19 protein-coding genes and 1 pseudogene are annotated in these 22700 nt (G+C 62.2%); 9 read left to right on the top strand and 11 right to left on the bottom strand.

Features of this window, described 5'->3' with window-relative positions; translation table 11 throughout:
- The first annotated feature begins 328 nt into the window (after nucleotides 1–328).
- Together A4C63_RS16875 and A4C63_RS16880 are read left to right on the top strand one after the other, a co-directional pair.
- Nucleotides 329–922, top strand: a complete 594-nt coding sequence (locus tag A4C63_RS16875; protein ID WP_025338781.1) for a cupin domain-containing protein — start codon at nucleotides 329–331, stop codon at nucleotides 920–922.
- A gap of 250 nt (nucleotides 923–1172) precedes the next feature.
- Nucleotides 1173–1508: pseudogene (locus A4C63_RS16880) on the top strand (EamA family transporter); the annotation flags it as partial.
- Nucleotides 1509–1595: 87 nt separating this feature from the next.
- Here A4C63_RS16880 and A4C63_RS25825 read toward each other — a convergent pair.
- Both A4C63_RS25825 and A4C63_RS16885 read right to left on the bottom strand, forming a co-directional pair.
- Nucleotides 1596–2486 carry an RHS repeat-associated core domain-containing protein gene (locus tag A4C63_RS25825; protein ID WP_082888352.1) on the bottom strand — a complete coding sequence of 297 codons (891 nt, stop codon included), beginning with the start codon at nucleotides 2484–2486 and terminating at the stop codon, nucleotides 1596–1598.
- A gap of 157 nt (nucleotides 2487–2643) precedes the next feature.
- Nucleotides 2644–3348, bottom strand: a complete 705-nt coding sequence (locus tag A4C63_RS16885) for an NUDIX domain-containing protein (RefSeq protein ID WP_063913679.1) — start codon at nucleotides 3346–3348, stop codon at nucleotides 2644–2646.
- 141 nt (nucleotides 3349–3489) lie between these two features.
- On the opposite strand from A4C63_RS16885, the gene A4C63_RS16890 reads away from it, so the two are divergent.
- Complete coding sequence (locus tag A4C63_RS16890) at nucleotides 3490–4140, top strand: isochorismatase family protein (protein WP_063913680.1); 651 nt, start codon at nucleotides 3490–3492, stop codon at nucleotides 4138–4140.
- On the top strand, nucleotides 4137–5336 hold the full coding sequence (pncB, locus tag A4C63_RS16895) for a nicotinate phosphoribosyltransferase (RefSeq protein ID WP_063913681.1): 1200 nt from the start codon (nucleotides 4137–4139) through the stop codon (nucleotides 5334–5336). The genes A4C63_RS16890 and pncB overlap by 4 nt, the downstream gene beginning before the upstream one ends.
- A gap of 27 nt (nucleotides 5337–5363) precedes the next feature.
- Here pncB and A4C63_RS16900 read toward each other — a convergent pair whose 3' ends face one another.
- Complete coding sequence (locus tag A4C63_RS16900; protein ID WP_063913682.1) at nucleotides 5364–6842, bottom strand: S41 family peptidase; 1479 nt, start codon at nucleotides 6840–6842, stop codon at nucleotides 5364–5366.
- Nucleotides 6843–6974: 132 nt separating this feature from the next.
- A complete protein-coding gene (locus A4C63_RS16905) occupies nucleotides 6975–7862 on the bottom strand; it encodes a LysR family transcriptional regulator (RefSeq protein WP_063913683.1) in 888 nt (295 codons plus the stop codon).
- 111 nt (nucleotides 7863–7973) lie between these two features.
- Between A4C63_RS16905 and A4C63_RS16910 the strand changes: the two genes are divergently transcribed.
- Together A4C63_RS16910 and ppnN are read left to right on the top strand one after the other, a co-directional pair.
- A complete protein-coding gene (locus A4C63_RS16910; protein ID WP_063913684.1) occupies nucleotides 7974–9035 on the top strand; it encodes a YeiH family protein in 1062 nt (353 codons plus the stop codon).
- A 148-nt stretch (nucleotides 9036–9183) separates the two neighbouring features.
- Nucleotides 9184–10557 (top strand): nucleotide 5'-monophosphate nucleosidase PpnN, encoded by a 1374-nt coding sequence (gene ppnN, locus A4C63_RS16915; protein ID WP_063913685.1) that lies wholly within the window; start codon nucleotides 9184–9186, stop codon nucleotides 10555–10557.
- A 177-nt stretch (nucleotides 10558–10734) separates the two neighbouring features.
- On the opposite strand, the gene A4C63_RS16920 is transcribed toward ppnN, so the two are convergent.
- A complete protein-coding gene (locus tag A4C63_RS16920) occupies nucleotides 10735–11880 on the bottom strand; it encodes a GGDEF domain-containing protein (protein ID WP_063913686.1) in 1146 nt (381 codons plus the stop codon).
- 307 nt (nucleotides 11881–12187) lie between these two features.
- Here A4C63_RS16920 and A4C63_RS16925 point away from each other — a divergent pair, with 307 nt between their 5' ends.
- A complete protein-coding gene (locus A4C63_RS16925; protein ID WP_063913782.1) occupies nucleotides 12188–12535 on the top strand; it encodes a hypothetical protein in 348 nt (115 codons plus the stop codon).
- On the opposite strand, the gene A4C63_RS16930 is transcribed toward A4C63_RS16925, so the two are convergent.
- Entirely contained in the window at nucleotides 12480–13421 is a 942-nt protein-coding gene (locus A4C63_RS16930) for a LysR substrate-binding domain-containing protein (protein WP_063913687.1), read from the bottom strand. The two genes, A4C63_RS16925 and A4C63_RS16930, sit on opposite strands and share 56 nt — an antisense overlap.
- Nucleotides 13422–13523: 102 nt before the next feature.
- On the opposite strand from A4C63_RS16930, the gene A4C63_RS16935 reads away from it, so the two are divergent.
- Nucleotides 13524–14483, top strand: a complete 960-nt coding sequence (locus A4C63_RS16935; RefSeq protein ID WP_063913688.1) for a DMT family transporter — start codon at nucleotides 13524–13526, stop codon at nucleotides 14481–14483.
- Nucleotides 14484–14705: 222 nt separating this feature from the next.
- Here A4C63_RS16935 and pssA read toward each other — a convergent pair whose 3' ends face one another.
- The 5 genes from pssA to A4C63_RS16960 form a co-directional block, all read right to left on the bottom strand.
- Nucleotides 14706–16034, bottom strand: a complete 1329-nt coding sequence (gene pssA / locus A4C63_RS16940; protein ID WP_082888354.1) for a CDP-diacylglycerol--serine O-phosphatidyltransferase — start codon at nucleotides 16032–16034, stop codon at nucleotides 14706–14708.
- 136 nt (nucleotides 16035–16170) lie between these two features.
- The gene (gene cydB / locus A4C63_RS16945; RefSeq protein WP_063913689.1) at nucleotides 16171–17178 is read right to left on the bottom strand and encodes a cytochrome d ubiquinol oxidase subunit II; all 1008 of its coding nucleotides are present in this window, start codon (nucleotides 17176–17178) and stop codon (nucleotides 16171–16173) included.
- 14 nt (nucleotides 17179–17192) lie between these two features.
- Nucleotides 17193–18614: a cytochrome ubiquinol oxidase subunit I gene (locus A4C63_RS16950; RefSeq protein ID WP_063913690.1), complete on the bottom strand. Its 1422-nt coding sequence runs from the start codon at nucleotides 18612–18614 to the stop codon at nucleotides 17193–17195.
- A gap of 2 nt (nucleotides 18615–18616) precedes the next feature.
- Nucleotides 18617–19093, bottom strand: coding sequence for a DUF934 domain-containing protein (locus A4C63_RS16955; RefSeq protein ID WP_063913691.1), 477 nt, complete (start codon nucleotides 19091–19093; stop codon nucleotides 18617–18619).
- Nucleotides 19083–21095: a DUF2849 domain-containing protein gene (locus A4C63_RS16960; protein WP_063913692.1), complete on the bottom strand. Its 2013-nt coding sequence runs from the start codon at nucleotides 21093–21095 to the stop codon at nucleotides 19083–19085. Before A4C63_RS16960 ends, A4C63_RS16955 begins: the two co-directional genes overlap by 11 nt.
- A gap of 168 nt (nucleotides 21096–21263) precedes the next feature.
- On the opposite strand from A4C63_RS16960, the gene A4C63_RS16965 reads away from it, so the two are divergent.
- On the top strand, nucleotides 21264–22670 hold the full coding sequence (locus tag A4C63_RS16965) for a PLP-dependent aminotransferase family protein (RefSeq protein WP_063913693.1): 1407 nt from the start codon (nucleotides 21264–21266) through the stop codon (nucleotides 22668–22670).
- Nucleotides 22671–22700 lie beyond the last annotated feature (30 nt).

Here is a 22700-nt window from a genome sequence, read left to right on the forward strand (position 1 = left end):
CAAGGGGCAATGATTCCGCACGAGAAACTTACTTTCCTCACAAGAATGCAATGCGCTTGCCAACTTTGTTCAGGGTGCAACCTTGCGGTGTCTGTGCGGGCCTCTTCGCGGGCATGCCCGCTCCCACAGAGTTCGCCGCAAAGCCCTGTGGAAGCGGGCTTGCCCGCGAAGAGGCCGATACAGGCAGCACAAAACCCAAGCAGATTTTCATGCTCCATTTATGGGAAACTTGTTTTCACCCGAGGAAAGAAGCTGCCAATGCAGTTGCCTTTCGCACTTTCTCAGTGCGAAAAATTTATTCTTGAACTGAAACCGTGCAGGACATTCGATGCCAACCGAAACCGAACCGCGCCTTCGCCTGGAGCAGTACCTGGGTCTGCAGATCAAGCGTCAACGCCAGGCCCAGTCCCTCAAGCTCGCCGATGTCGCACGCATCGCCGGCATCAGCCAAGGCATGCTGAGCAAGATCGAGAACGCCCAGGTGTCCACCAGCCTCGACACTCTCAGCCGCCTGTGCGACGTGCTGGGCATGCCGATGGCCAAGCTGTTCAGCCAATATGACCAGCCCGACGGCAATGCCTTGCTGGTGAAAGCCGGTGAAGGGCTGGAAGTAGTGCGCCGCGGTACCGAGAAAGGCCACACCTACCATTTGCTCAATCACGCCAGGGGGCCGAAGAAGAACTTTGAGGCGTACATGGTGACCATGGACGACGCCAGCGAAGAGTTTCCGACCTTCGCCCACCCCGGCACCGAGTTCCTCCACTTGCTGGAGGGTGAACTGGTGTACCGCCACGGCAACCAGCTCTATCACATGCAGGCCGGCGACAGCCTGACCTTCGACGGCGAGACCCCGCACGGCCCCGAACAACTGGTGCAGGTACCCATCCGCCTGTTGTCGATCATGAACTACGGCGACGAGTGACGCGGCGCAGCAAGGTAACAACCGGTGTCGCGATCATACAAGCACACATCGCCCGCGATCGGCTTCAGAACTGTGCCTACAAAGTAATGCACACATCGACCAGCCCCGCTCCGTGGTATCAGAGACCCGCGCCGCGCCAGCCGGGAGTGTTTGCGCGCGCCACATTGCGAAGACTTGACTGCCATGATCGCGACTTCAATCCCCGTAGCTGGTGCTGCCACCGGCCACCGTAACGCCCTGTGCGTTGCCCATGCTCGACAAAGGCACCGTCGGCCTGCTCTGAGGCCTGGGCTCGGGCCTGGCGTTTGCCCTGCTGACCGTGGCCAACCGCCGCATGGGCGTGTTCTGCACCGGTCTGTCGCAGTTCCTGTTCTTCAAGAGCCTGGAAGGCCTGGAAGCGCGCACGGCCGGCATGATCATCGCGCTGGAGCCGGTGTACGCGATCATCGGCGCCTGGTGGCTGTTCGGTGAGCAGCCGAGCCTGCGCATGGCGGCGGGGGCTGCCTTGATTGTGCTGACGACCATTCTGGCGGCGGCGCGCAAGGCATCGGCAGGGCAAGGCGATGCCAGCCGGTGTGCGCATTGAGTAAATCGCAAAACTTCAACTAGTGGCCAAATTGCCCGGTGAACCCCGGGTCATTGCCTGAGCAAAAGCAAATTCCGGTTTTCAACCTCATGCTCGACGATCATTGATACCAGGAGTTCTACGGATTTCTTCAACAATCGCGCCGCTCGAAGAAGTAGGCCCTACCACATTCCTTATGGAACTCAAAGCAAATCCGTTGCTCACAAGTGCACGCTGGAAACTCTCATGCATATTGCGCGCTTCTATATATAAGTCATCTTTCACATAATACAAGGCGCGATCATCCATCTTACGACTAACATCCTGAACATCCAACCTCTCAAAGCCTTTTTTATTGTACATTGGTACAATTTCTCTGAGGGTAGCATCACTAACCCTCCCAAACATCCTGCCAACCCCAAATGACTTATTAGCCTTCTTCGTCTCATGTTCGCTTTTGATATGTTTTTTCAGGAATGAGAGTTTTTCCTCTCTCAACCCCTTAGTCAATCCGGTTTTTGGCGTAAACCCAAACAGCTTTCTCAAATTCACTCTACCAGATGGGTCAATGTGATTAACCGGGTCTCCAGCACAATAGGCATATGCATTCAGTCCCCCTTTACCAAATGGACTCAGCTGATCAGGGCTGATAAATCGACCTTTTTTTGAGCTGAATGAACGGTGCCCCTGCCCCAGTGGGTAACTGCCTGTTCGAGGATCATGCCATTCGCCATTAAACTGGACAATCGGAGCCAGATCGCGGATGGGCGAAAACCCGTAGGGCGTATACGACTGTGGCGCTACACACTCGCCAGCCATGCCTGCAATCACCGTATTTGCTATCTCTACTTGCAGCAACATAGTCGCCTCTTGTAGTTGAGCGCTGAGACAATCGCCCGCATACATCATCCGCATTTTTCTTGCGTCAAGCTGGCAGATCATTTTGCTTTCTGCGTAAAATAGAAGCGTGGAAGGTGCAATACCAACAGACTTGTTCATTTATAGCTGTCCCGTCAACTCTCCCCTTCAGATTAATAAAACACCGTGTATTTGATAACTAGCATTTTTATCAGGTCACTCACCCGCATCGCGCACTGAACTGAAATAGCACGAGCACCAACAGGAGCCGCCCATCGCGACACAAGGCCGCTCCAGTTCAAGCACCTTCGGGCAGTAGACTGCGATCAAACATGAACGCCCGCTCACCCTGCGGCGTATATCGATACAACTGCTGCGGCCTACCCAGCCTCGGCTGGTTTTTCTCTCCGGTATCACTCACCCACCCCAATTCGCGCAAACGCTCCAGGCGTTTGCGCAGCGAGGTGTTGTTCACCGCCTGCCCCAGGCAAGCCTGAACCGCTCCTAGCGCATCCAGCACAGTGAACTTCTCCGCCAGCAGGTACAGCGGCAGGCTGCTGTACACCGTCTTCGCCGCCAGCCGCTCACGGGCACGCTCCACCAACAGGTTGTGATCAAAGGGCAACAGCACCTTGCGCGCCAATACGCTGTCCAACTCGAAAAACGCCAGTTGCTCGCCCTCGACGACCTGCCCCGGTTCGAGCAATGCCATGTAATAGGTGCTGATTGACCATCCACGCGGGTCGCGGAACGCATTACCCTCGGTGCCCACCTGTTCCATGTAGCACGGTACGACCTGGGCTTTCTCGCGCAACGCGCGTTCGGCGGCAGCTTCCAGGCTGGTGTCGGGGGTGCGGCCATTGACGATCACCCCAGGCAAGGCCCACTGGCCGGCATGTGGCTCACGCTCACGGCGGTGCAACAACACTTGCAGATGCTGGGTTTCGGCGGCCATGCGCAGGGCGACGATATCGACGCTGGCCAGGACTTCGGTGGTACTCACAGGGGTGGCTCCGTTCTTGAACGCCCCTATATTTCACCAGGTTTCCTAAGTAACACAAGCCCTTCATCCATATTAGAAATAAGCTTGACACACTTAATACACCAGATGAATTATATACACATTCCAGCGAGGAGCACCGCCATGAAGATCGCCAGTTTCGATGTCGACGCGCAAAACGGTTTCACCGCCAACGTCCCGCAGGAGCTACCCGTCCCCGAAGGTGACGAAATCGCGGCAGATCTGAACACCATGGCGTTGCGCGCCGACCTGCGCCTGGGCAGCAAGGACGCCCACCCGGCCAATGCCGCCTGGGTGGTCGCCGACCCCACGCACATGCTGCAACCTCTGCAACTGGCCAATGCAGACTTGACCTGGGTCAGCCACTGCGTCCCCGGCACACTGGGCTTCGAGCTGCTGCCCGGCCTGCCTGCCCCCATCGACTACGACTATTTCGTGTGGAAAGGCGTCGAGCCCGACCTGCACCCCTACGGCGCCTGCTACCACGACCTGGCCGAGCGCCGCTCCACTGGGGTGATCGAGTACCTCAAGGTTCAGCAGGTGGGCGCAGTGATCGTCGGTGGCCTGGCCCTGGACTATTGCGTCAGGACCACCGCCCGCCAATTGCGCCAGGCCGGTTTCCAGGTGCTGTTGTACCTGCCGGCCTGCCGCGCCCTCACCCAGGCAGGCGCCATCGAGGCGTGTGGCGCCCTGGCCGCCGAGGGCGTGATCCTCTGCGGCGACGAAGCCGCACTCGACCACCAGCTCTCTCTGATCAAGGAAGACCGCCCATGAGCGACAGCGTTTTCGGCCCGCGCATCATCCAGAACCTGCTGGACACCGACTTCTACAAGATCACCATGATGCAGGCGGTGCTGCACAACTACCCCAACGCCGAGGTGGAGTGGGAGTTCCGCTGCCGTAACGGCGAGAACCTTGCACCTTACCTGGCGGAAATCCGTTATCAGGTCGAGCAACTGGCCGATGTCAGCGTCACTCACGACCAGCTCGCCTACCTGGAGAAGATCCCGTTCATCAAGCCGGACTTCATCCGTTTTCTCAGTCTGTTCCGCTTCAACCTGCGTTATGTACAGGTAGGCCTGGATGATGCCGGGCAACTGGCGATTCGCGTGCGCGGGCCGTGGTTACACGTGATTCTCTACGAGATCCCGCTGCTGGCGATCATCAGCGAGGTGCGCAACCGCTACCGTTATCGCGAGGTGGTGATCGAGCAAGTCCGCGAGCGCCTGTACCAGAACCTCGACTGGCTCAAGGCCGAGGCCAGCGCCGATGAACTGGCCGGTTTCCAACTGGCCGACTTCGGTACCCGGCGGCGCTTCTCCTACCGGGTGCAGGAAGAGGTGGTGCACATTCTCAAGCGTGACTTCCCGGGCCGATTCGTTGGTACCAGCAACGTGCACCTGGCCCGTGAATACCAGCTCAAGCCGATCGGCACCATGGCCCATGAGTGGTTCATGGCCCACCAGCAGCTCGGCCCACGCTTGCTCGACAGCCAGGCTGCCGCGCTGGAATGCTGGGTGCGGGAGTACCGGGGGCTGCTGGGCATCGCCCTGACCGACTGCATCACCATGGACGCGTTCCTGGGCGATTTCGACCTGTACTTCGCCAAGCTGTTCGATGGCCTGCGGCACGATTCGGGCGACCCGCTGGCCTGGGCGGAAAAGGCCATTGCCCACTATGAGCGGCTGGGGATCGACCCGAAGAGCAAGACCCTGATCTTTTCCGACGGGCTGGATTTTGCCAAGGCGCTGGGGCTGTACCGGGCACTGCATGAGCGGATCAATGTGAGCTTTGGCATTGGTACCAGACTGACCTGCGATATCCCGAGGGTGGAGCCGATGAACATCGTGATCAAGATGACAGCGTGCAATGGCGCACCGGTGGCCAAGATTTCCGACAGCCCGGGCAAGACACAGTGCCGGGATGAGAACTTCGTGGCCTATCTGAAGCATGTCTTTCAGGTGGATTGAGGGTGCCTGTGCTGGCCTCTTCGCGGTTCAAAAGTAGCTCAGCACCCACTTTTGAACGGCTGGAGTGTCATTGATGTCGCCATCGAAAACATATTGCGGGTCATAACTTTGATTATTCCCCCGCACTCGCCCTCTCCAGACCTTCAAGGGCAGCCAGAACTGAGCCCCGCTTGGCAAGACATGGGAGCCAATATCGATATACAAGGTGTCACCACTCGTTGACAGCCCAAAATGGGTCGTTCCAGGAACGGCCAGAACTGCATCTGCAAAATCCAGGCAGGCACTTGAACAGAATGAGTCCGTCACCAGCACAAGCTGACCTTTGAATGGTTTTGGACTGGAATCCTTAAAACGGTCTTGATCGATCGAAGACGTCTCTGGCTGTCTTAACCAGTCCTCGCGCTTCACAAGCGCAGCGCTCATCGACTCATGCATACCTGAAACAAATTTGTAGGCATCGCTGTTTTTTCCGTAATCGCTTTCCATGCCGGCCAAAGCGCTATTCAGTGTTGCAAGCGCAAGAGGAGAGACCCGCCACATTGCATACGAACGTGAGGACTGACTCAGGCTTTCAACAAACTGTTCACCCAATAAAGCAGACAGGATCCTGGCCCCGACCAAGCTGTTACCACCGCGATTGCCACGTGTATCAAGTACAACCAGCTTGGCATCATCGAGAGTCCCGAGCGTGTCGAGCATTTTTTCGAGGGCCGCGTTCTCGGGTGTCGAAGGTGCGAAATTCGATGCGTGCACCCAATAGCGCCCGCCACCGAGGTTTCTCAGGGTCTGAGGTGGTTGAGGCCGAGTCAGGAAATCCTTTAGTTGCCCACGGTCCTCCTGCCATGCCAAAGCAAAATGCTGCTGTACTCCTCCCGGCAAAACAGCCAGACAATTGGCTGCCCGTTTTCTGGCAAGCACTGGATAGTCCGCATCATCAACGGTCAAATATTTAGCCAAGTGCCCCCAGGTCGATTTCAGATTCAACCGGCGATCTACGTAGGGCGATATTTCATTACCCAATATTTCCCGAACTGTCTTGCCGTCACATGAGATAATTTTCGAACCGATTGGAGGCAAAGGGACAGGCCACGCCTTTGCCACACGACCGACAACAAGATCCTCACCTCGCATATCCAGCATGAAACCGGCCCAGGAAGACTTCCCTTTTCTGGATTGATAAACGCCTACATGGCCGTCCTTGAACCCTGAAACATAGAAACCCAGAACGGCTTGAGCATCCCTTTCCGAGCGGACACGCAAGGCCAACTGTTTGGCCTCCTGATAACCTCGCTCAACCCAGTCAGTAAAAACTTTATTTTCTTGATCTATGGCGCCTGGGTGAGAGGAAACGATCAGTTGGTGAACGGCAGAAAGGTCTCTCACTGCCATGTCGACTAATCCACCCTTGGGAGAATCATCAGCAAACACCGAACCGACAACGCCGACGCCGACGCCGACGCCGACGCCGGCGAGGACAACAGTTAAAACTCTTTTGACAACGTTCATATCAATGTCTTCATGTGGCTTGATGGTGCCTGTTCTGGCCTCTTCGCGGGCTTGCCCGCTCCCACAGGTTTCTCACGGCTCTTGGGTGCAGTACCTGTAAGAGCGGGCGAGCCCGCGAAGAGCCCGGTGCAGTTACCCCACCTCTTGCAGGCCAACACACAACTCGAGAAACCGCGCCGCCGCCCGCGACGGGGTAGCGGCATGCGGCACCAGAATGGAAAACCGCCGCACCAACGCCTGCGGCACAACCTGCAAGCGTTGCAACGCCCCATCCTCATGCCGGATCGACATCGCCGACACAAAACCGATCCCCATCCCGGCCCGCACTGCCTCCTTCACCCCTTCCACCCCGGCAATCTCCAGCGCCACGCGCATCGCCACGCCACTGCGGGCAAATGCCCGCTCGACAATCTGCCGCACACCCGAGCCGCTCTCGCGCAGCACCAACGGGTAGGCCCCCAGCGATGCCAGCGTCTGCTGGCCACTGCCCGCCAGCGGATGACCACGCGGCACGATGGCCACGATCTCGTCTTCCCGCCACGCTGTCACCGCCGTGCCCAATGGCAGTTCCTGCCCAGGCGGCCCTTCGATCAGAGCGATATCGACGCTGTCCAGCGCAGCGACGATTTCCGCCGTATTGCCGTTGGAAGTGCTCACCAGCACCTCCGGGTAGCGGGCATGGAAATCGGCAATCAGGTAGGGCAGCAGGTAACTGGCCGGCGTGGTACTGGCGCCGATGCGCAAGGTACCGCGTTCCAGCCCGCGCATGGCCTCGCGCAATGCCTGGGCCTGGCGGAAGGTTTCGCGCAGGCGCTCGGCATGGGCCAGCAACTGCTCGCCGGCTGCTGTCAGCCGTACACCACGACCGGCGCGCTGATAGAGGGGCTCGCCAAAGGCCTCCTGCAGCAGCTTGAGCTGGCCAGACACCGCTGGCTGCGACAGGTGCAGGGCCTGGGCCGCATGGCTGATGTTGCCGTGCTCGGCGACGGTGGCGAACGTTATCAGTTGTTCTGGGGTCATGATTGAAAAATATCAGCTATACGGATATTTGCCATCCTAAATTACGATTTTTTATAAGCTTATAACCAGATTAACGTAAGCCATGTCGAAATACCTTTCCGGAGGACTCACATGGCCACGGTTCCGTCCAACCCCGCCTTTGCACCTACCCTCTCCACCCGAGGGCGGCTCAATGGCATCCTGTTCGTCGCGCTGTTCGCGCTTGCGGTCACCCAGCTGGCCGCCCTGCCCGCCATCGCCAACCTGGGCATCAGCCCGCTGATCGTCGGTATCGTCGCCGGTGCGCTGTATGGCAATGCACTGCGTGACGGCGTACCGGCGAGCTGGGCAGCGGGCATCAACTTTTCCGCCCGCGGCCTGCTGCGCATTGCCGTGGCCTTCTTCGGCCTGCGGGTGAGCCTGCAGGAAATTGCCGAAGTCGGCTGGTCTGGGCTTATCGTGTCGCTACTGGTGGTGTCCAGCACCCTGCTGATCGGCCTGTGGTGCGGCATGAAGCTGTTCAAGCTGGACCGCGATACCGCCTTGCTGACCGCGGCCGGCAGTGCCATCTGCGGCGCCGCCGCGGTACTGGCCTTCGAATCGGCCCTGCGCAGTGCCCCGCACAAAAGCGCCATGGCGGTTGGTAGCGTGGTGCTGTTCGGCACCCTGTCGATGTTCCTCTACCCATTGGCGATCAATGCCGGCTGGCTGCACCTGGGCACCATGGGCGCCGGGCTGTTCCTGGGTGGCACCATTCACGAGGTGGCCCAGGTGGTCGGTGCGGCCAGCAACGTCAGCCCCGAGGCCACGCATATCGCCACCATCGTCAAGATGACCCGGGTGATGTTGCTGGTACCGGTACTCCTGGTGGTGGGCCTCTGGATCAGCCGCGCGCGCCAGCCGGGCCAGGCACAGGGCAACGGGCGCATCGCCATGCCCTGGTTCGCCTTCGGCTTCCTCGCGCTGGTGCTGGTGAATTCGCTGCAAGTGCTGCCGGGTAGCGTGACGCAGACGGTCAACAGCCTGGATACCTTTGCCCTGACCATGGCCATGACCGCGCTGGGAATGGAGACGCGCTTCAGCCAGATTCGCCAGGCCGGGCCACGGGCGCTGGCGACCGGGGCGATTCTCAACCTTTGGCTGGTGGGGGGTGGGCTGGCGATTACCCTGGGTGTGCAGAAGCTGTTGGGCTGACTTGAGACCCGGTTGGCTTCTCCGCGGGCTGGCCCGCGAAGAAGCCAACCGGGTCTCAAGCTTTTTCCACGCCCCCCTCGTTGCCGCCCGCATTTCTCGGTATGGTGTTGTCAAAGAAGGATGTTTTACCCGCACAGGAAAGACTTAGATGCCTCAACGCCATGTCATCAATGCATCCGTCAGCCCCAAAGGCAGCCTGGAGACGCTGTCACAACGTGAAGTGCAGCAACTGAGTGAAGTCGGTACCGGTAGCCTTTACACCCTGTTCCGCCAGTGCGCCCTGGCCATCCTCAACACCGGCGCCCATGTCGACAATGCCAAGACCATCCTCGAGGCCTATCAGGACTTCGAGGTGCGTATTCATCAACAGGATCGCGGCGTGCGCCTGGAGCTGCTGAATGCCCCGGCCGACGCCTTCGTCGATGGCGAAATGATCGCCAGTACCCGTGAAATGCTGTTCAGCGCCCTGCGCGACATCGTCTACACCGAAAGCGAGCTGGCCAGCCAGCGCATCGACCTGGAAAGTTCCCAGGGCATCACCGACTATGTCTTCCACCTGCTGCGCAACGCCCGCACCCTGCGCCCGGGCGTGGAGCCGAAGATGGTGGTGTGCTGGGGTGGCCATTCAATCAGCAGCGAGGAATACCAGTACACCAAGAAGGTCGGCCACGAGCTGGGCCTGCGCAAGCTGGACGTGTGCACCGGCTGCGGCCCGGGCGTGATGAAGGGCCCGATGAAGGGGGCCACCATTGCCCACGCCAAGCAGCGCATGCACGGCAGCCGCTACCTGGGCCTTACCGAGCCGGGCATCATCGCCGCCGAAGCGCCCAACCCGATCGTCAACGAACTGGTGATTCTGCCGGACATCGAGAAGCGCCTGGAGGCCTTCGTCCGTGTCGGCCACGGCATCATCATCTTCCCGGGGGGTGCCGGCACGGCCGAGGAGTTCCTCTACCTGCTAGGTATCCTCATGCACCCGGACAACCAGAACCTGCCGTTCCCGGTGGTACTCACCGGCCCGCGCAGCGCCGAGCCGTACCTGCAACAGTTGCACGCCTTCGTGGGCGCCACCCTGGGTGAAGCGGCGCACCGCTTGTACGAGATCATCATCGACGACCCGGCGGAAGTCGCCCGGCACATGGTCGAAGGGCTCAAGGCGGTGAAGCAGTTCCGCCGCGAGCGCAACGATGCCTTCCACTTCAACTGGCTACTGAAGATCGAGGAGAGCTTCCAGCGCCCGTTCGACCCGACCCACCAGGCCATGGCCGACCTGGACCTGCGCCGCGAACTGCCGGCCCACGAACTGGCCGCCAACCTGCGCCGGGCGTTTTCCGGCATCGTCGCCGGCAACGTGAAGGACAAGGGCATCCGCCTGATCGAGGAACACGGGCCGTATCAGATCCGCGGCGACAGCGCCGTGCTGGACCCACTGGGCCGGCTGTTGCAGGCGTTCGTCGACCAGCACCGGATGAAGCTGCCCGGCGGCGCGGCGTATGTGCCGTGCTACCAGGTGGTGACCTGATTCGCCATTCTTGCTGTTGCTTTGCTGTTGCTTCGGCCTTTGCTTCTAAGCGCGCGACAGTTCAGGCACCGCCGATTGCGACTTCAGGAGCCCTTCGCTCGGCCTCCTGAAGTCGCAATCGGCGGTGCCTGAACTGTCGCGCGCTTTGAAGCAAAGGCAAAGGCAAAGGCAAAACTGCTACTGGCTTAGGTCGGCCATCGGCCGTTCGACGAAGCGGATACTGTCGCGCCCTCCGCGCTTGGACTGGTACAACGCCACATCCCCCTGCTCGATCAACGCCGCTAGGCTCGCCGGCGGCTGGTCGAACAGGTTGGCGCCGATACTCAAGGTGACCGGCTGCGGCGTAGGCACCGCCTTGCTGGCAAACTGCTGGAACTGCTCGCGTAACAACCCACCCAGCTCCATGACCCGCTCGCTGCTCGCACCACACAGCAGAATGACGAACTCATCACCGCCCAGCCGCGCCGCCAGCGAGCGCTCGGGCAGCACCGTGCGGATCATCTCGCTCAAGGCAATCAGCAAGCGGTCCCCTGCAACATGCCCGTGCAGGTCGTTGACCAGCTTGAAATTGTCGATGTCGATCAGCAGCAAGGCCCCGGGCTGAGCCGGGCTCACTTCCTTGAAGAAAGGCCCCGCCCGCACCTCCAGCGCGCGCCGGTTGTACAGCGCAGTCAACGGATCACGGGCTGCCAGCCGGGCAATCCGCGCCTCGCGCCGGTAGCGCACAGTGCCGGTCATCGACAAGGCAATCAGCATGATCGCCATCGCGCCTTCGACCAAGGACACCTGAATGATCAGCCCGCCGAAGGTGGCCAGGTCAATCAGCGTACCCGGTGTGATCGCAATGATCCCCTTGGCCACATAGAACAAGCCGTGAACCAGCAATACATAGCGCAACTGCACAGCGCCAACACTCAGCGACTTGCCATGCGGCCGCAACAGCCAACTGGCCTTGAGCGTCAACAGCGCTACCAGCAACGAGTTGACCATCAGCATCACCTTCGACCACTGCGGCCCCACAGGCAACAGCAGCAAGGCAAACCACACCAGGACGACCGATAACCAGATACGCGACAGCCGCACCTGGGTGAAGCGCAACACCCCCACCAGGAAGAACCAGTGCGCCACCACCAGCAAGCCGTTGGCGAACCAGATACCGATCAGCATCAAGCCGATGCCGCGCAGCAAGGCCAGGGTGGAACCCATCGTGATGGTGGCAAAGCCTGCGCTCCAGAACAGCAGCGACGGCTCGCGAACGCTGCGCCACTCGATCGCCAGGTACAAAGCAGCTGCGGCAGCCAGGGCGATCGAGATAGTCAGCATCGTGGGTGGATCAAGCGCCATATACGGATTGGCCTATCTGGTTAGCGAGGAAAAGGCTCGATTGTATGCGCTCGTGATGACTTTTCAGAGGAGCCTCACACACCAGCCTGCAAATGATAGCCCAGCCCTGGCCAACGCCCGTGCGGGAGAAATGTCATATCGACATCAGTGTGTCATTTGCACCACAAAAAACGCTGTCGTAATGACAACGCACTAGCGCAACACGCCCACCTGCAAGGGCTGCCCAGCTGGCACGAAAGCTGAACCATTCTCTTTCGCCACTACCTGCCTTGCGGAAATGACCATCATGAAAAATATCCTCCTCCCTCTGGCGATGTCCCTGTCCATCGCCCTGCCCGCCTGCGCCGACGAGGTGCTCTCGGAAAGCCCCGACAACACAGTGGGCTATGGCGCCGGCGGCGTCAGCGGCCTGATGGTCGGCGCTGCGCTCGGCGGCCCGTTCGGTGCCATTGCCGGCGCTGCCCTGGGGGCATTTGGCGGCGCCGCCGTGCAACAAGGCAGCGGGCGCAGCGACGCGGCCTACGTGGTGCGCCACGACGACGGCAGCACCCAGCGCTATCGCTCGCCCAATGCCCGCTTCAAACCCGGTGATCAGGTGCAGGTGAGTGGTATTCGCCTGACCCCGGCGCAGTAAGCCGTTGCCCGGACAAGAAGCTCACCAGTTGCCGCCCATGTGAGCTCAGGCGCTCCCAGTCGCGGAAACACAGGCGTAGCTCCAGGGTGGCCCAGCTTTCCGCCAGGGCCACCCGACGCACCGACAGCTCCTGCTCGGCACGCACGGCGGCTGTTTCGGGCAGCATGGCCACGCCTGCGCGCTGCGCCACAAGTTGCGCGATGGCCTCGAAACTGGGTGCTCGCACGCGCACCTTCAGCGGCATGGCCAGGTTCATTGCCAGCTCCTCGACAAAACGCTGCATGGGCCGCCCACCCGGCAGGCAGATGAACGCGTAGCCCAGGGCATCGACCAGGCGCAACTGTTCGCGCCCGGCCAGGGGATGGTCGGCGGGCACCAGCATTACCAGCCGCTCGGTGCGAAACGGCAGCGATACCACCCCCTCGCTGGGCAGAATGCCGTCGTACACCCCGATCTCGCACTCGTTGGCCACCACCACCCGCAGTACATCCACACTCTTGTGTTCCATCAGTTGCAGGTCGACTTCCGGGTAGTCTGCCAGAAACGGCCCTAATACCGCCGGCAGCAGTGTGCTGTTGGACACCGTGGAGGCCGCCAGGCGCAAGGTGATGCGGTGCTCGCCAGACAGTTGCTGCAAGGTTTCCTGCAGCTTGTGCGCCTCACCGAGCACGCTGCGTGCGCCCTCCAGCACCAGGCGACCGGAAGGCGTCAACTGCATGCCATCGGCCTTGCGGATGAACAGTGCCAGGCCACAACGCTCTTCCAGCAAACGCAGGCGATTGCTGGCGGCCGACACGGCCACCGGAAAGGTCGCAGCCGCCTTGCTCAGGCTGCCCGTGGCCGCAATGGCCAGCAGCAGGCGCAGGTCAGTCAGGTCGAATGGCATGGCCTTCTCCAAAAACGAATACCCTGTTCGCTAAAAAGCGATTCTAGCGCGACGGCCTTCTGTTCAGAATAAGCCTTGCCTTTCTTCTGCCACAGGTACCCCATGAACGCATTCCGCAGCCTGATCCAGCGCCAGCTGCAAAGCGGCGCCCTGTACGCCGTGCTGGCGGCCCTGGGCTTCAGCTTCAAGGCCATCTTCGTCAAGCTCGCCTATGCCGCGGGGCCGGTGGACGCCATCAGCCTGCTGGCCCTGCGCATGGGGCTGTCGCTGCCGCTGTTCGCCTGGCTGATATGGGCCAGCCGTGGTCAGGGCAGCGCACCGCTCAACCTGGGCGATGGGCTGCGCGTCGCGATGCTCGGGCTGTTGGGCTACTACCTGGCCAGTCTGTTCGACTTCTATGGCCTGCAGTACATCAGTGCCGGGCTGGAGCGGCTGATCCTGTTCACCTACCCGACCCTGGTGCTGGTGTTCCAGGCCATCGCCCTGCGTGAACGGCCAAGCCTGCGTACCTTGTCGGCCATGGGCCTGTGCTACCTGGGGCTGGGCATCGCCTTTGTCCACGCCGTCAGCGTGGCCGGGGCTGGCCAGCAGGTGGTGCTAGGCTCGCTGTGGGTGTTCGCCAGTGCGGTGACCTACGCGCTGTATTACTCCGGTACCGGGATGATGCTCAAGCGCATGGGCTCGATGCGCCTGGCCGGGCTGTGCGGCACTGCGTCGTCGCTGATGGTGCTGGCGCATTACCTGGTGGTGGCGCCGGTCGGGCAGTTGTGGCAGTTGCCGGGCACAGTGTGGGCCAATGCCGGGTTGATGGCGGTGTTTTCCACGGTGTTGCCGATCTACTGGGTGGCGCTGGCGATACAGCGCCTGGGGCCGACCCATACCGCGGCAGTGGGCAACCTGGGACCGGTGCTGACGGTGCTGGCATCCTGGGCGATCCTGAGCGAGGAGATTTCGCTGTACCAGGTCGTCGGGTTGGCGGTGGTGCTGTTTGCGGTGTCGCGGCTCAAGCCGCGGGGCAAACAGGAAACAAAGGTGCCTGAGGCCAAAGGTGCCGCAGCCTGAATGCCATCCCTGTGGGAGATTGCCCAGCCCTTTGGGCTGCGCTGTCGCACAGGGAACAATGTTCGAGAGCGTGTCACATTACCTGTGGGAGCGGGCGTGCCCGCGAACACCGGCGTAGCCGGTGCCATAGACCGCGTTGGCCGTTTCGCGGGCACGCCCGCTCCCTCAGTGACCGCGTGTGCCTTGAAATTTTGAGCAAGACAGTTGCTCCCACAACTACCCTCAGAGCACCCGCTTGATCAGCGGTTCCAACCGGCTATAGCGCAGCCGCCGCAGGAACTTGCGCACCTCCTTGGGGTGCTCGGTCTTGCCACCCAGCGCCTCTGCCGAGCCAATCTTGGGCGCATGCCGGCGCAGTTCGGCCAACTCTGCTTCCCGTGGCGCCAGCCATTGCCCCTGCGGGTCATCGATCAGCAGGCCGTTCTCCAGGTCCAGGTTGAAGCCGCGCGGGTTCAGGTTGTTACCAGTCAGCAGCGAATAACGCTGGTCGATCCACACGCCCTTGGCATGGAAGGTATGCCCGGGATCGTTCCAGATCCGCACCTGCAGCTGGCCGCTGGCAATCGCGGCGTGGCGACGTCGGGTGAAGGCGCGCAGGTTGTCTTCGTACAGGTAGGGCAGCGCGCCGCTGGCACTGAACGGCTCGCCGGGGGCGATATAGAAGTCGTTGGCCGTACGGTCACCAACGATCAGCTCCACCCGCACGCCACGCGCCAGGGCATGGTCGAGCTCGCGCATCAGCACCCGGGGCGGGTTGAAATACGGCGTGCTGATGATGACCTGCGTACGCGCCGCCGCCAGCAGGGCGCACAACGCACGGTTCAGCGGGTTGCCACGGCCCACACCCAACAGCGGGATCACCCGCAGGCCCTGCCCCGCCACGCTGGCGGGTGCCTCATAGGCCATGCGCCGCAGCCGCGCGCGCAAGCGCCGGATGTCGCCGCGCAGGCTGCGGGTGGAGGGTGGCGCCGGCAGGTCGAGGCGCGGTGTGGCGGAGTGGTGCAGCAGGCGTCGCACCAGGTCGACCATGGCGTCGGCCAGCGCCGGTGACTGGAACAGGTGGTAGCGGTCCAGTCGGTAGCGGTCGAAACGGTGCAGGTACACGTTGTTCAGGCTGGCGCCGGTATAGATCACGCAGTCATCGATGATGCTGCCCTTCAGATGCAACACGCCGAACAGCTCGCGGGTCTGCACCGGTACGCCGTGGATGACGATGTCCAGCCCATGGTGCTGGCGCTGGGCCTGGTACCAGGCGGCATTACCCGGCTGGCGCCCGGCGCCCAGCAGGCCGCGCCGGGCACGGAACCAGTCGACCACGATGGTGATTTCCAGCTCTGGCCGCGCGGCCTTGGCCTGGTACAGGGCATCCAGCACTTCCTGGCCGGCCTCGTCTTCCTGCAGGTACAGCGCGACGATGACGATGCGCCGGGTTGCGGCAAGGATGCGCTCGAGCAGGCAGACGCGGTAGGCCTTGGCATCGGGCAGCACCTGGATGGACTCGGCCGCCATGGCGAAGCCTGGCAATGCCGCCAGCATGGATTCGGGGTTCACAAACGATCACCTTCTGTGTGCAATCACTGTCGTACATCAGCTTGCACAGGAAGATCGAAATGGTCCAGCCCCCGGAGAGCATGGGGCTGCTTCGCAGCCCGCTCCCACAAATGAAACCAGCACCAGCGGCCAGGCCTCAATGGTACCCCTCGCCGTCCTTGACCTTGCCGCGAAACACGTAATACGACCAGGCCGAGTAACCGAGGATGAACGGGATGATCAGCAACGCCCCGACCAGGGCAAAGCCCAGGCTCTGCGGCGGCGCCGCGGCCTCCCAGATGGTCAGGCTGGGCGGCAGCACGTACGGCCAGATGCTGATCACCAGACCGGTATAGCCCAGGAACACCAGCACCAGCGACCAGACGAAAGGCCCGGCATGCGGCACCCCGCGCAACGACCTGAGGATCGCCCAGGTGGCCACCAGCACCAGTACCGGTACTGGTAGGAAGAACCAGAAGTTCGGCAGGCTGAACCAGCGGTCGAAGATCGCCGGGTGGCTCAGCGGTGTCCAGATGCTGACGATCAGCATCACCGCCACCGTCGCCAGGGTAATCGGCGAGCACGCCCGGATGATGCTGGCCTGCAGGCGGCCTTCGGTCTTCAGCACCAGCCAGGTCGCGCCCAGCAATGCATACGCCACCACCACCCCTACCCCGCAAAACACGTTGAACGGTGTCAGCCAGCTCATCAAGCCGTTGGTGGCTACGCCATCGACTATCGAGTGCCCCTCGATGAACGCGCCCAGCATCACCCCCTGGAAGAACGCTGCGGCGTACGACCCGGCCATGAACGCCCGGTCCCAGAACGGCTTGTGCGCTTCATCGGCCTTGAAGCGGAACTCGAACGACACACCACGCCAGATCAGCCCGGCCAGCAACCCAAGCGCGGGGATGTACAGCGCGCTGAGCAAAATGGCGTAGACCTTGGGGAAGGCCGCCATCAACCCTGCCCCACCCAGCACCAGCCAGGTTTCATTGCCATCCCACACCGGCGCCACGGTGTTGACCATGGTGTCGCGTTGGTCGCGGTCGGTGATGAACGGGAACAGGATGCCGATACCAAGGTCGAACCCGTCCATGATGACGTACATCATCACGCCAAAGCCGATGATCAGGAACCAGATCAGCGGAAGATCAATACCCATGACAGCGTCTCCCGTCAGTCAGTGTGATTGGGCGAATGGGAATACAGCGGGTCGTCCACCGCCGACAATGGGCGGGCAGGCCGCTGGTTGGCGGTCACCGGTTGCGGATGGTCGTCGTGCACCTCCGGTCCCTTGCGTACCAGGCGCAACATGTAGGCGACGCCGGTGCCGAACACCCCCAGGTACATCACAACAAGCACCACCAGGCCCACCGACAGGGTCAATGCCGAGTGGTCCGAGACGGCGTCCTTGGTGCGCATAAGGCCGTAGACCACCCAGGGTTGGCGGCCAATTTCGGTGACGTACCAGCCGGCCAGCAAGGCCACCAGGCCCGAAGGCCCCATCCACAGGGCAAACCGCGCCAGCAGCCGGGACTCGTACAACCGACCGCGCCAACGCGACCAGGCGCCATACAGTCCAAGCATGACCATCAACAGCCCCAGCCCAACCATGACCCGGAAGCACCAGAACAGGATGGCCGAGTTGGGCCGGTCCTCTTTCGGGAAGTCCTTCAGGGCAGGAATCTGCCCGTGCAGGCTGTGGGTCAGAATCAGGCTGGCCAGGTTGGGGATTTCGACCTTGTAGCGGGTGGTTTCAGCGTCCATGTCGGGGATGCCGAACAGGATCAGCGGCACGCCCTGCCCGGGGGTATTGCTCCAGTGGCCCTCCACCGCGGCGATCTTCGCCGGCTGGTGCTTGAGCGTGTTCAGGCCGTGCATGTCACCGATCAGTACCTGCAGCGGCGCGGTGAACAGCAGCATCCACAGGGCCATCGAGAACATCCGCCGTACCGCCGGTGTACGCGTGCCGCGCAACAGGTGCCAGGCCGCCGAGGCACCGACAAACAGCGCAGTCGATAGCATCGCGGCGGTCACCATGTGTGCCAGGCGGTACGGGAACGACGGGTTGAAGATGATGGCGAACCAGTCCACGGGCACCACCACGCCATTGATCACTTCGTGCCCTTGCGGCGTTTGCATCCAACTGTTCGAGGCAAGGATCCAGGTGGCGGAAATCATCGTGCCCACGGCGACCATCACGGTGGCGAAAAAGTGCAGGCCGCGGCCAACCTTGTGCCAACCGAACAACATCACCCCGAGGAAGCCCGCTTCGAGGAAGAACGCCGTCAGCACCTCGTAGGTGAGTAATGGGCCGGTGATGCTACCGGCGAACTGCGAGTAGAAGCTCCAATTGGTGCCGAACTGGTAGGCCATGACCAGCCCCGAGACCACGCCCATGGCGAAGTTGACGGCGAAGATTTTCGACCAGAAGTGGTACAGGTCGAGGTAGGCGTTGTCTCTTTTCCACAACCACAGGCCTTCCAGTACCGCCAGGAATGCCGCCAGGCCAATGGTGATGGCCGGAAAGATGATGTGAAAGGTGATGGTGAACCCGAACTGTATACGGGCCAGCTCCAAGGCTGTCAGGCTGAACATGGCTATGCCTCACTCCGTTGGGAAAGACGCTCCAGCAGGGTGCGTGGCCGGGCCTGCCGATGGGCAGCCGCGGCGTCCTGCCAGCGCTGCGCCGGCACGGCGGCCGAAACGAGTACGCTGGTGAACCCGCACTGGAGCAACATGGCGAACTGATCGGGCAGCAATGGCCCGGCGGCGCGCAGGTCACCGCCAAAGCCGTGACGCTCGCGCAGCAGCCTGGCGAGGGTGAAGCCACGGCCATCACGGGATTTGGCGAACTCGACCACGATCAACGCCAGGTGCCCGAGCAATGGCAGCAGCTGCGCCGGATCCTGGTCGGCGGCCAGCCACAGGCCCTCGGCCGGTTGGCCGAAACGCATGTGGTAGTCGTCCCATTGCTGCGGGCGCAACACCGTTCGCGTGGCGTAGGTCGGCAGTTCTTCGCTGCCCAGGTAGCGCCAGGTATCGGCCTGGACCAGGCCATCACGATCAACGAGCATCACGCAGCACCTCCTTGAACGGCTCGATCCCCACGCGACGGTAGGTATCGAGGAAGCGCTCGCCGTCCTCGCGCAATTGCAGGTAGAGGCCGATGATCGCTTCGACGATGTCGGGCACCTCCTCAAAGGGCACCGAGCGACCGAGGATGGTCCCGACCGCAGCGTCTTCTTCGGCACTGCCGCCCAGGGTGATCTGGTAGTTTTCGTGGCCGGCCTTGTCCAGGCCGAGGATGCCGATGTGTGCCACATGGTGGTGGGCACAGGCATTGATGCACCCGGAGACGTTGAGCTTGAGCTCGCCAATCTCCTGTTGCCGGGCAGCGTCGAAACGCAAGGCGATGCGCTGGGCGACCGGCACCGAACGGGCGGTGGCCAGGCTGCAGTAGTCCATGCCCGGGCAGGCGATGGAGTCGGACAACAAACCAATGTTGCTGGTCGCCAGGCCGGCCTGGCGCAGGGCCTGCCACACGCTGTACAGGTCGCCCTGGCGGATGTGCGGCAGCACCAGGTTCTGCTCGTGGGAGACACGAATCTCGTTCAGCGAGTAGGCCTCGGCCAGGTCGGCCAGGGTGAGCATTTCCTCGGCACTGATATCACCCGGGATGCCACCCGGCGGTTTCAGCGAGATGACTGCGCTGATGTAGCCACACTGCTTGTGCGGGTGGGTGTTGGTGCGCACCCAGCTGGCGAACGCGGTGTCATCCGCCCGCGCGCGCAGGAAGCTGTCGCACAGCCCGGGCAGCGCCTCGAAGGCCGGCTGCACGAAACGGGCATGAATGCCCTGGACGATGGCCGGCTCCAGGTATTGGTGGTCGGTCGGCAGGCTGGCGAACTCTTGTTCGATCATCTCGATGAAGCGGCCGGGCTTGAGCTCGCGCACCAGGATCTTGATGCGTGCCTTGTACAGGTTGTCACGCCGCCCCAGGGCGTTGTACACCCGCAGGATGGCCTCGACATAGCGCAGCAGTTCGCGCTCCGGCAGCCATTCCCGCACCCGGGTGCCGACGATAGGGGTACGCCCCAGGCCACCACCGGCATACACCTGGAAGCCGACCTCACCCTGCACGTTGCGCTGCGCCAGGATGCCGATGTCATGGAAACGTACGGCGGCGCGGTCCCTGGGGCTGCCGGTGATGGCGATCTTGAACTTGCGTGGCAGGTAGGTGAACTCCGGGTGGTCGGTGGACCACTGGCGCAGGATCTCGGCATGCACCCGCGGGTCCAGCACTTCATCCTCGGCAGCCCCGGCAAAATGGTCGGTGGTGACGTTGCGGATGCAGTTGCCGCTGGTCTGGATGCAATGCAGGTCGGCATCGGCCAGCACCGACAGGATCTCTGGGGTATCGGCCAGGCGCGGCCAGTTGAACTGGATGTTCTGCCGGGTGGTGAGGTGGCCATAGCCTTTGTCATAGGTGCGCGCCACATAGGCCAGCTGGCGCAGCTGCAGCGCGCTCAAGGTGCCATAGGGGATGGCCACGCGCAGCATGTAGCCGTGCAATTGCAGGTACAGCCCATTCATCAGCCGATAGACCTTGAATGCCTCTTCGTCCAGCTCGCCACTCAGGCGACGGGCGACCTGCTGCTCGAACTGGCGGGCGCGCTCCTTGAGAAACTCACGCTCGAACGGATCATAACGGTACACCCCTGCCTGCCCCGCCTCGACGGGCAGGACCGGGCGCACAGCAACGTGCTCATTACCTGGCGGCATGCCGGCAGCCTGCTTGCCGAGGTCACTGCGTACCGACGGGCCACGCGAGCGCAGCTGTTCACGCAGGCTTTTCGGCTGCAGCAGGCCGTCGACCACCCAGGCTTCGCAAGGCGTCGGTGCGACCACCTGGTTGGCCAGTACCGCCGCTTCGGCGGCGAGGGTTGCCGGCGCCAGGGCCTGCGCGTCGAAGGTGCCGGCCTGTTGCAGCGTTTCCACCCACTCATGCCCGGTATCGAGCCAGACGACAGCGCCATCGTCGAGACGATTGGCGCAGATCAGATGACAGTCATTCATCGAACATCTCCATGACTGGCAGCCCGGAAGCGCTTATCGTTGCAACCCTGCCGCGCCATTCCGGTGCACATCAATATAGCCATACGCTTTCCATATTGTATGGATTAATTAACAACCGTATGTCATGATATTCCTAAGTGTATGGAGTGACAACCGGGAGGAATGCCCATGCCTCTTGCCGATGCGCCAACAGAAGCTGCTCAAACACGCTGGACAAGGCCTTTCAAGCCAAAAGCAGGCCCAAGATACATACAGATTGCAGACATGCTCGCAGAATCCATACAGTCGGGGATGTTGCAGAGAGGTGAGCAGATTCCGCCGCAGCGTGTGCTGGCTGCACACCTGGGTGTCGACCTGACCACAGTGACCCGGGCCTATGCCGAAGCCCGCAACCGCGGCCTAATTGCCTCGTACAGTGGCCGCGGCTCCTTCATCCTGGGTGCCAGCGAAGTGCCCAGCCTGGCCGGCGTCGACCTGACCATGAACATCCCGCCGCAGCCGGCCAATGGCTCGATGGCCCAACTGGTGAGCGCCGGGCTCGGGCAGGTGCTGCAGCGCAACCGCATCGAAGCGCTGTCGCCTTACCAGGACGAACCGACCACCCGCTCGCTGCTGCAGGCCGGCCAAGGTTGGCTGAAGCCGGCGCTGGGCGATCTGAACAGCAGTGCCCTGACACTGTGCTCCGGCTCGCAGGCGGCCATCTTCGCCATCCTCAGTGCCCATGCCCGGGCCGGCGACGCTATCCTCTGCGACCCGCTGACCTACCCCGGCCTGTTGCTGGCCGCCCGGCAACTGGGGCTGCGCATTGTCGCGGTGGCCGCTGACGCAGACGGCATGTGTCCTGGCCACCTGGAGCAAGCCTGCCGGGAAAGCGGCGCGCGTCTGCTGTACCTCAACCCCACCTTCCACAACCCCACCGCGCACACCATGCACGCGGCCAGACGCCAGGCGATTGCCAAGGTGGTACTCGAACAGGGGATCACGCTGATCGAAGATGACCCCTATCGCTACCTGCTCGACGACGCGCCTGCGCCCATCACCTGCCTGACCGGCGGTGCCAACACCTATTACCTGGCGTCTCTGTCCAAGTGCCTGTGGCCGAGCCTGCGCACCGCCTTCGTGCTGCCGCCGCGTGGCGATGACGGGCAAGGCCTGCTCAGGGGCCTGCGGGCATCAAGCATGGGCTGCTCGGCCCTGCTGCTGGCGCTGGTCGAGCAGTGGATTCGCAGCGGCACGGCCAGGGAGCTGGTGCAGGAGATCCAGCGTGAAGCCCGCGCTCGCCAGCAGCTGGCGCGCACACTGCTGAGCCATGAGTTCCAGGCGCACCCCACCGGGCTGCACCTGTGGTTGCCACTGCCGGCGCACTGGCACCAGGAGCGGTTTACCCATGCCCTGGATGATGTGGGGGTAAGTGTGGCCGGCGCGGATTCGTTCAGCGTGGCGACGCAAGGGCCGGATGCCGTGCGTATCTCGCTGGGCGGCGCGCCGGACCAGGCTGCGCTGGGCCAGGCGTTACGCAAGGTGGAGGGGTTGCTGAAGGAAGACCGTCGGCGTGGGGGGCGGGCTTTTGTGTAGAAGGCTGGCTAGATGTTGCCGGTGAGATTT

The sequence above is a fragment of the Pseudomonas sp. p21 genome (assembly GCF_001642705.1).
Lineage (GTDB): Bacteria > Pseudomonadota > Gammaproteobacteria > Pseudomonadales > Pseudomonadaceae > Aquipseudomonas.

Bases quoted from the DNA above. Each gene is read 5' to 3' on its own strand.
- A4C63_RS16875 (WP_025338781.1), top strand. From the start codon at position 329: ATGCCAACCGAAACCGAACCGCGCCTTCGCCTGGAGCAGTACCTGGGT.
- A4C63_RS25825 (WP_082888352.1), bottom strand. From the start codon at position 2,486: ATGAACAAGTCTGTTGGTATTGCACCTTCCACGCTTCTATTTTACGCA.
- A4C63_RS16890 (WP_063913680.1), top strand. From the start codon at position 3,490: ATGAAGATCGCCAGTTTCGATGTCGACGCGCAAAACGGTTTCACCGCC.
- pncB (WP_063913681.1), top strand. From the start codon at position 4,137: ATGAGCGACAGCGTTTTCGGCCCGCGCATCATCCAGAACCTGCTGGAC.
- A4C63_RS16900 (WP_063913682.1), bottom strand. From the start codon at position 6,842: ATGAACGTTGTCAAAAGAGTTTTAACTGTTGTCCTCGCCGGCGTCGGC.
- A4C63_RS16905 (WP_063913683.1), bottom strand. From the start codon at position 7,862: ATGACCCCAGAACAACTGATAACGTTCGCCACCGTCGCCGAGCACGGC.
- A4C63_RS16910 (WP_063913684.1), top strand. From the start codon at position 7,974: ATGGCCACGGTTCCGTCCAACCCCGCCTTTGCACCTACCCTCTCCACC.
- ppnN (WP_063913685.1), top strand. From the start codon at position 9,184: ATGCCTCAACGCCATGTCATCAATGCATCCGTCAGCCCCAAAGGCAGC.
- A4C63_RS16920 (WP_063913686.1), bottom strand. From the start codon at position 11,880: ATGCTGACTATCTCGATCGCCCTGGCTGCCGCAGCTGCTTTGTACCTG.
- A4C63_RS16925 (WP_063913782.1), top strand. From the start codon at position 12,188: ATGAAAAATATCCTCCTCCCTCTGGCGATGTCCCTGTCCATCGCCCTG.
- A4C63_RS16930 (WP_063913687.1), bottom strand. From the start codon at position 13,421: ATGCCATTCGACCTGACTGACCTGCGCCTGCTGCTGGCCATTGCGGCC.
- A4C63_RS16935 (WP_063913688.1), top strand. From the start codon at position 13,524: ATGAACGCATTCCGCAGCCTGATCCAGCGCCAGCTGCAAAGCGGCGCC.
- cydB (WP_063913689.1), bottom strand. From the start codon at position 17,178: ATGGGTATTGATCTTCCGCTGATCTGGTTCCTGATCATCGGCTTTGGC.
- A4C63_RS16950 (WP_063913690.1), bottom strand. From the start codon at position 18,614: ATGTTCAGCCTGACAGCCTTGGAGCTGGCCCGTATACAGTTCGGGTTC.
- A4C63_RS16955 (WP_063913691.1), bottom strand. From the start codon at position 19,093: ATGCTCGTTGATCGTGATGGCCTGGTCCAGGCCGATACCTGGCGCTAC.
- A4C63_RS16960 (WP_063913692.1), bottom strand. From the start codon at position 21,095: ATGAATGACTGTCATCTGATCTGCGCCAATCGTCTCGACGATGGCGCT.
- A4C63_RS16965 (WP_063913693.1), top strand. From the start codon at position 21,264: ATGCCTCTTGCCGATGCGCCAACAGAAGCTGCTCAAACACGCTGGACA.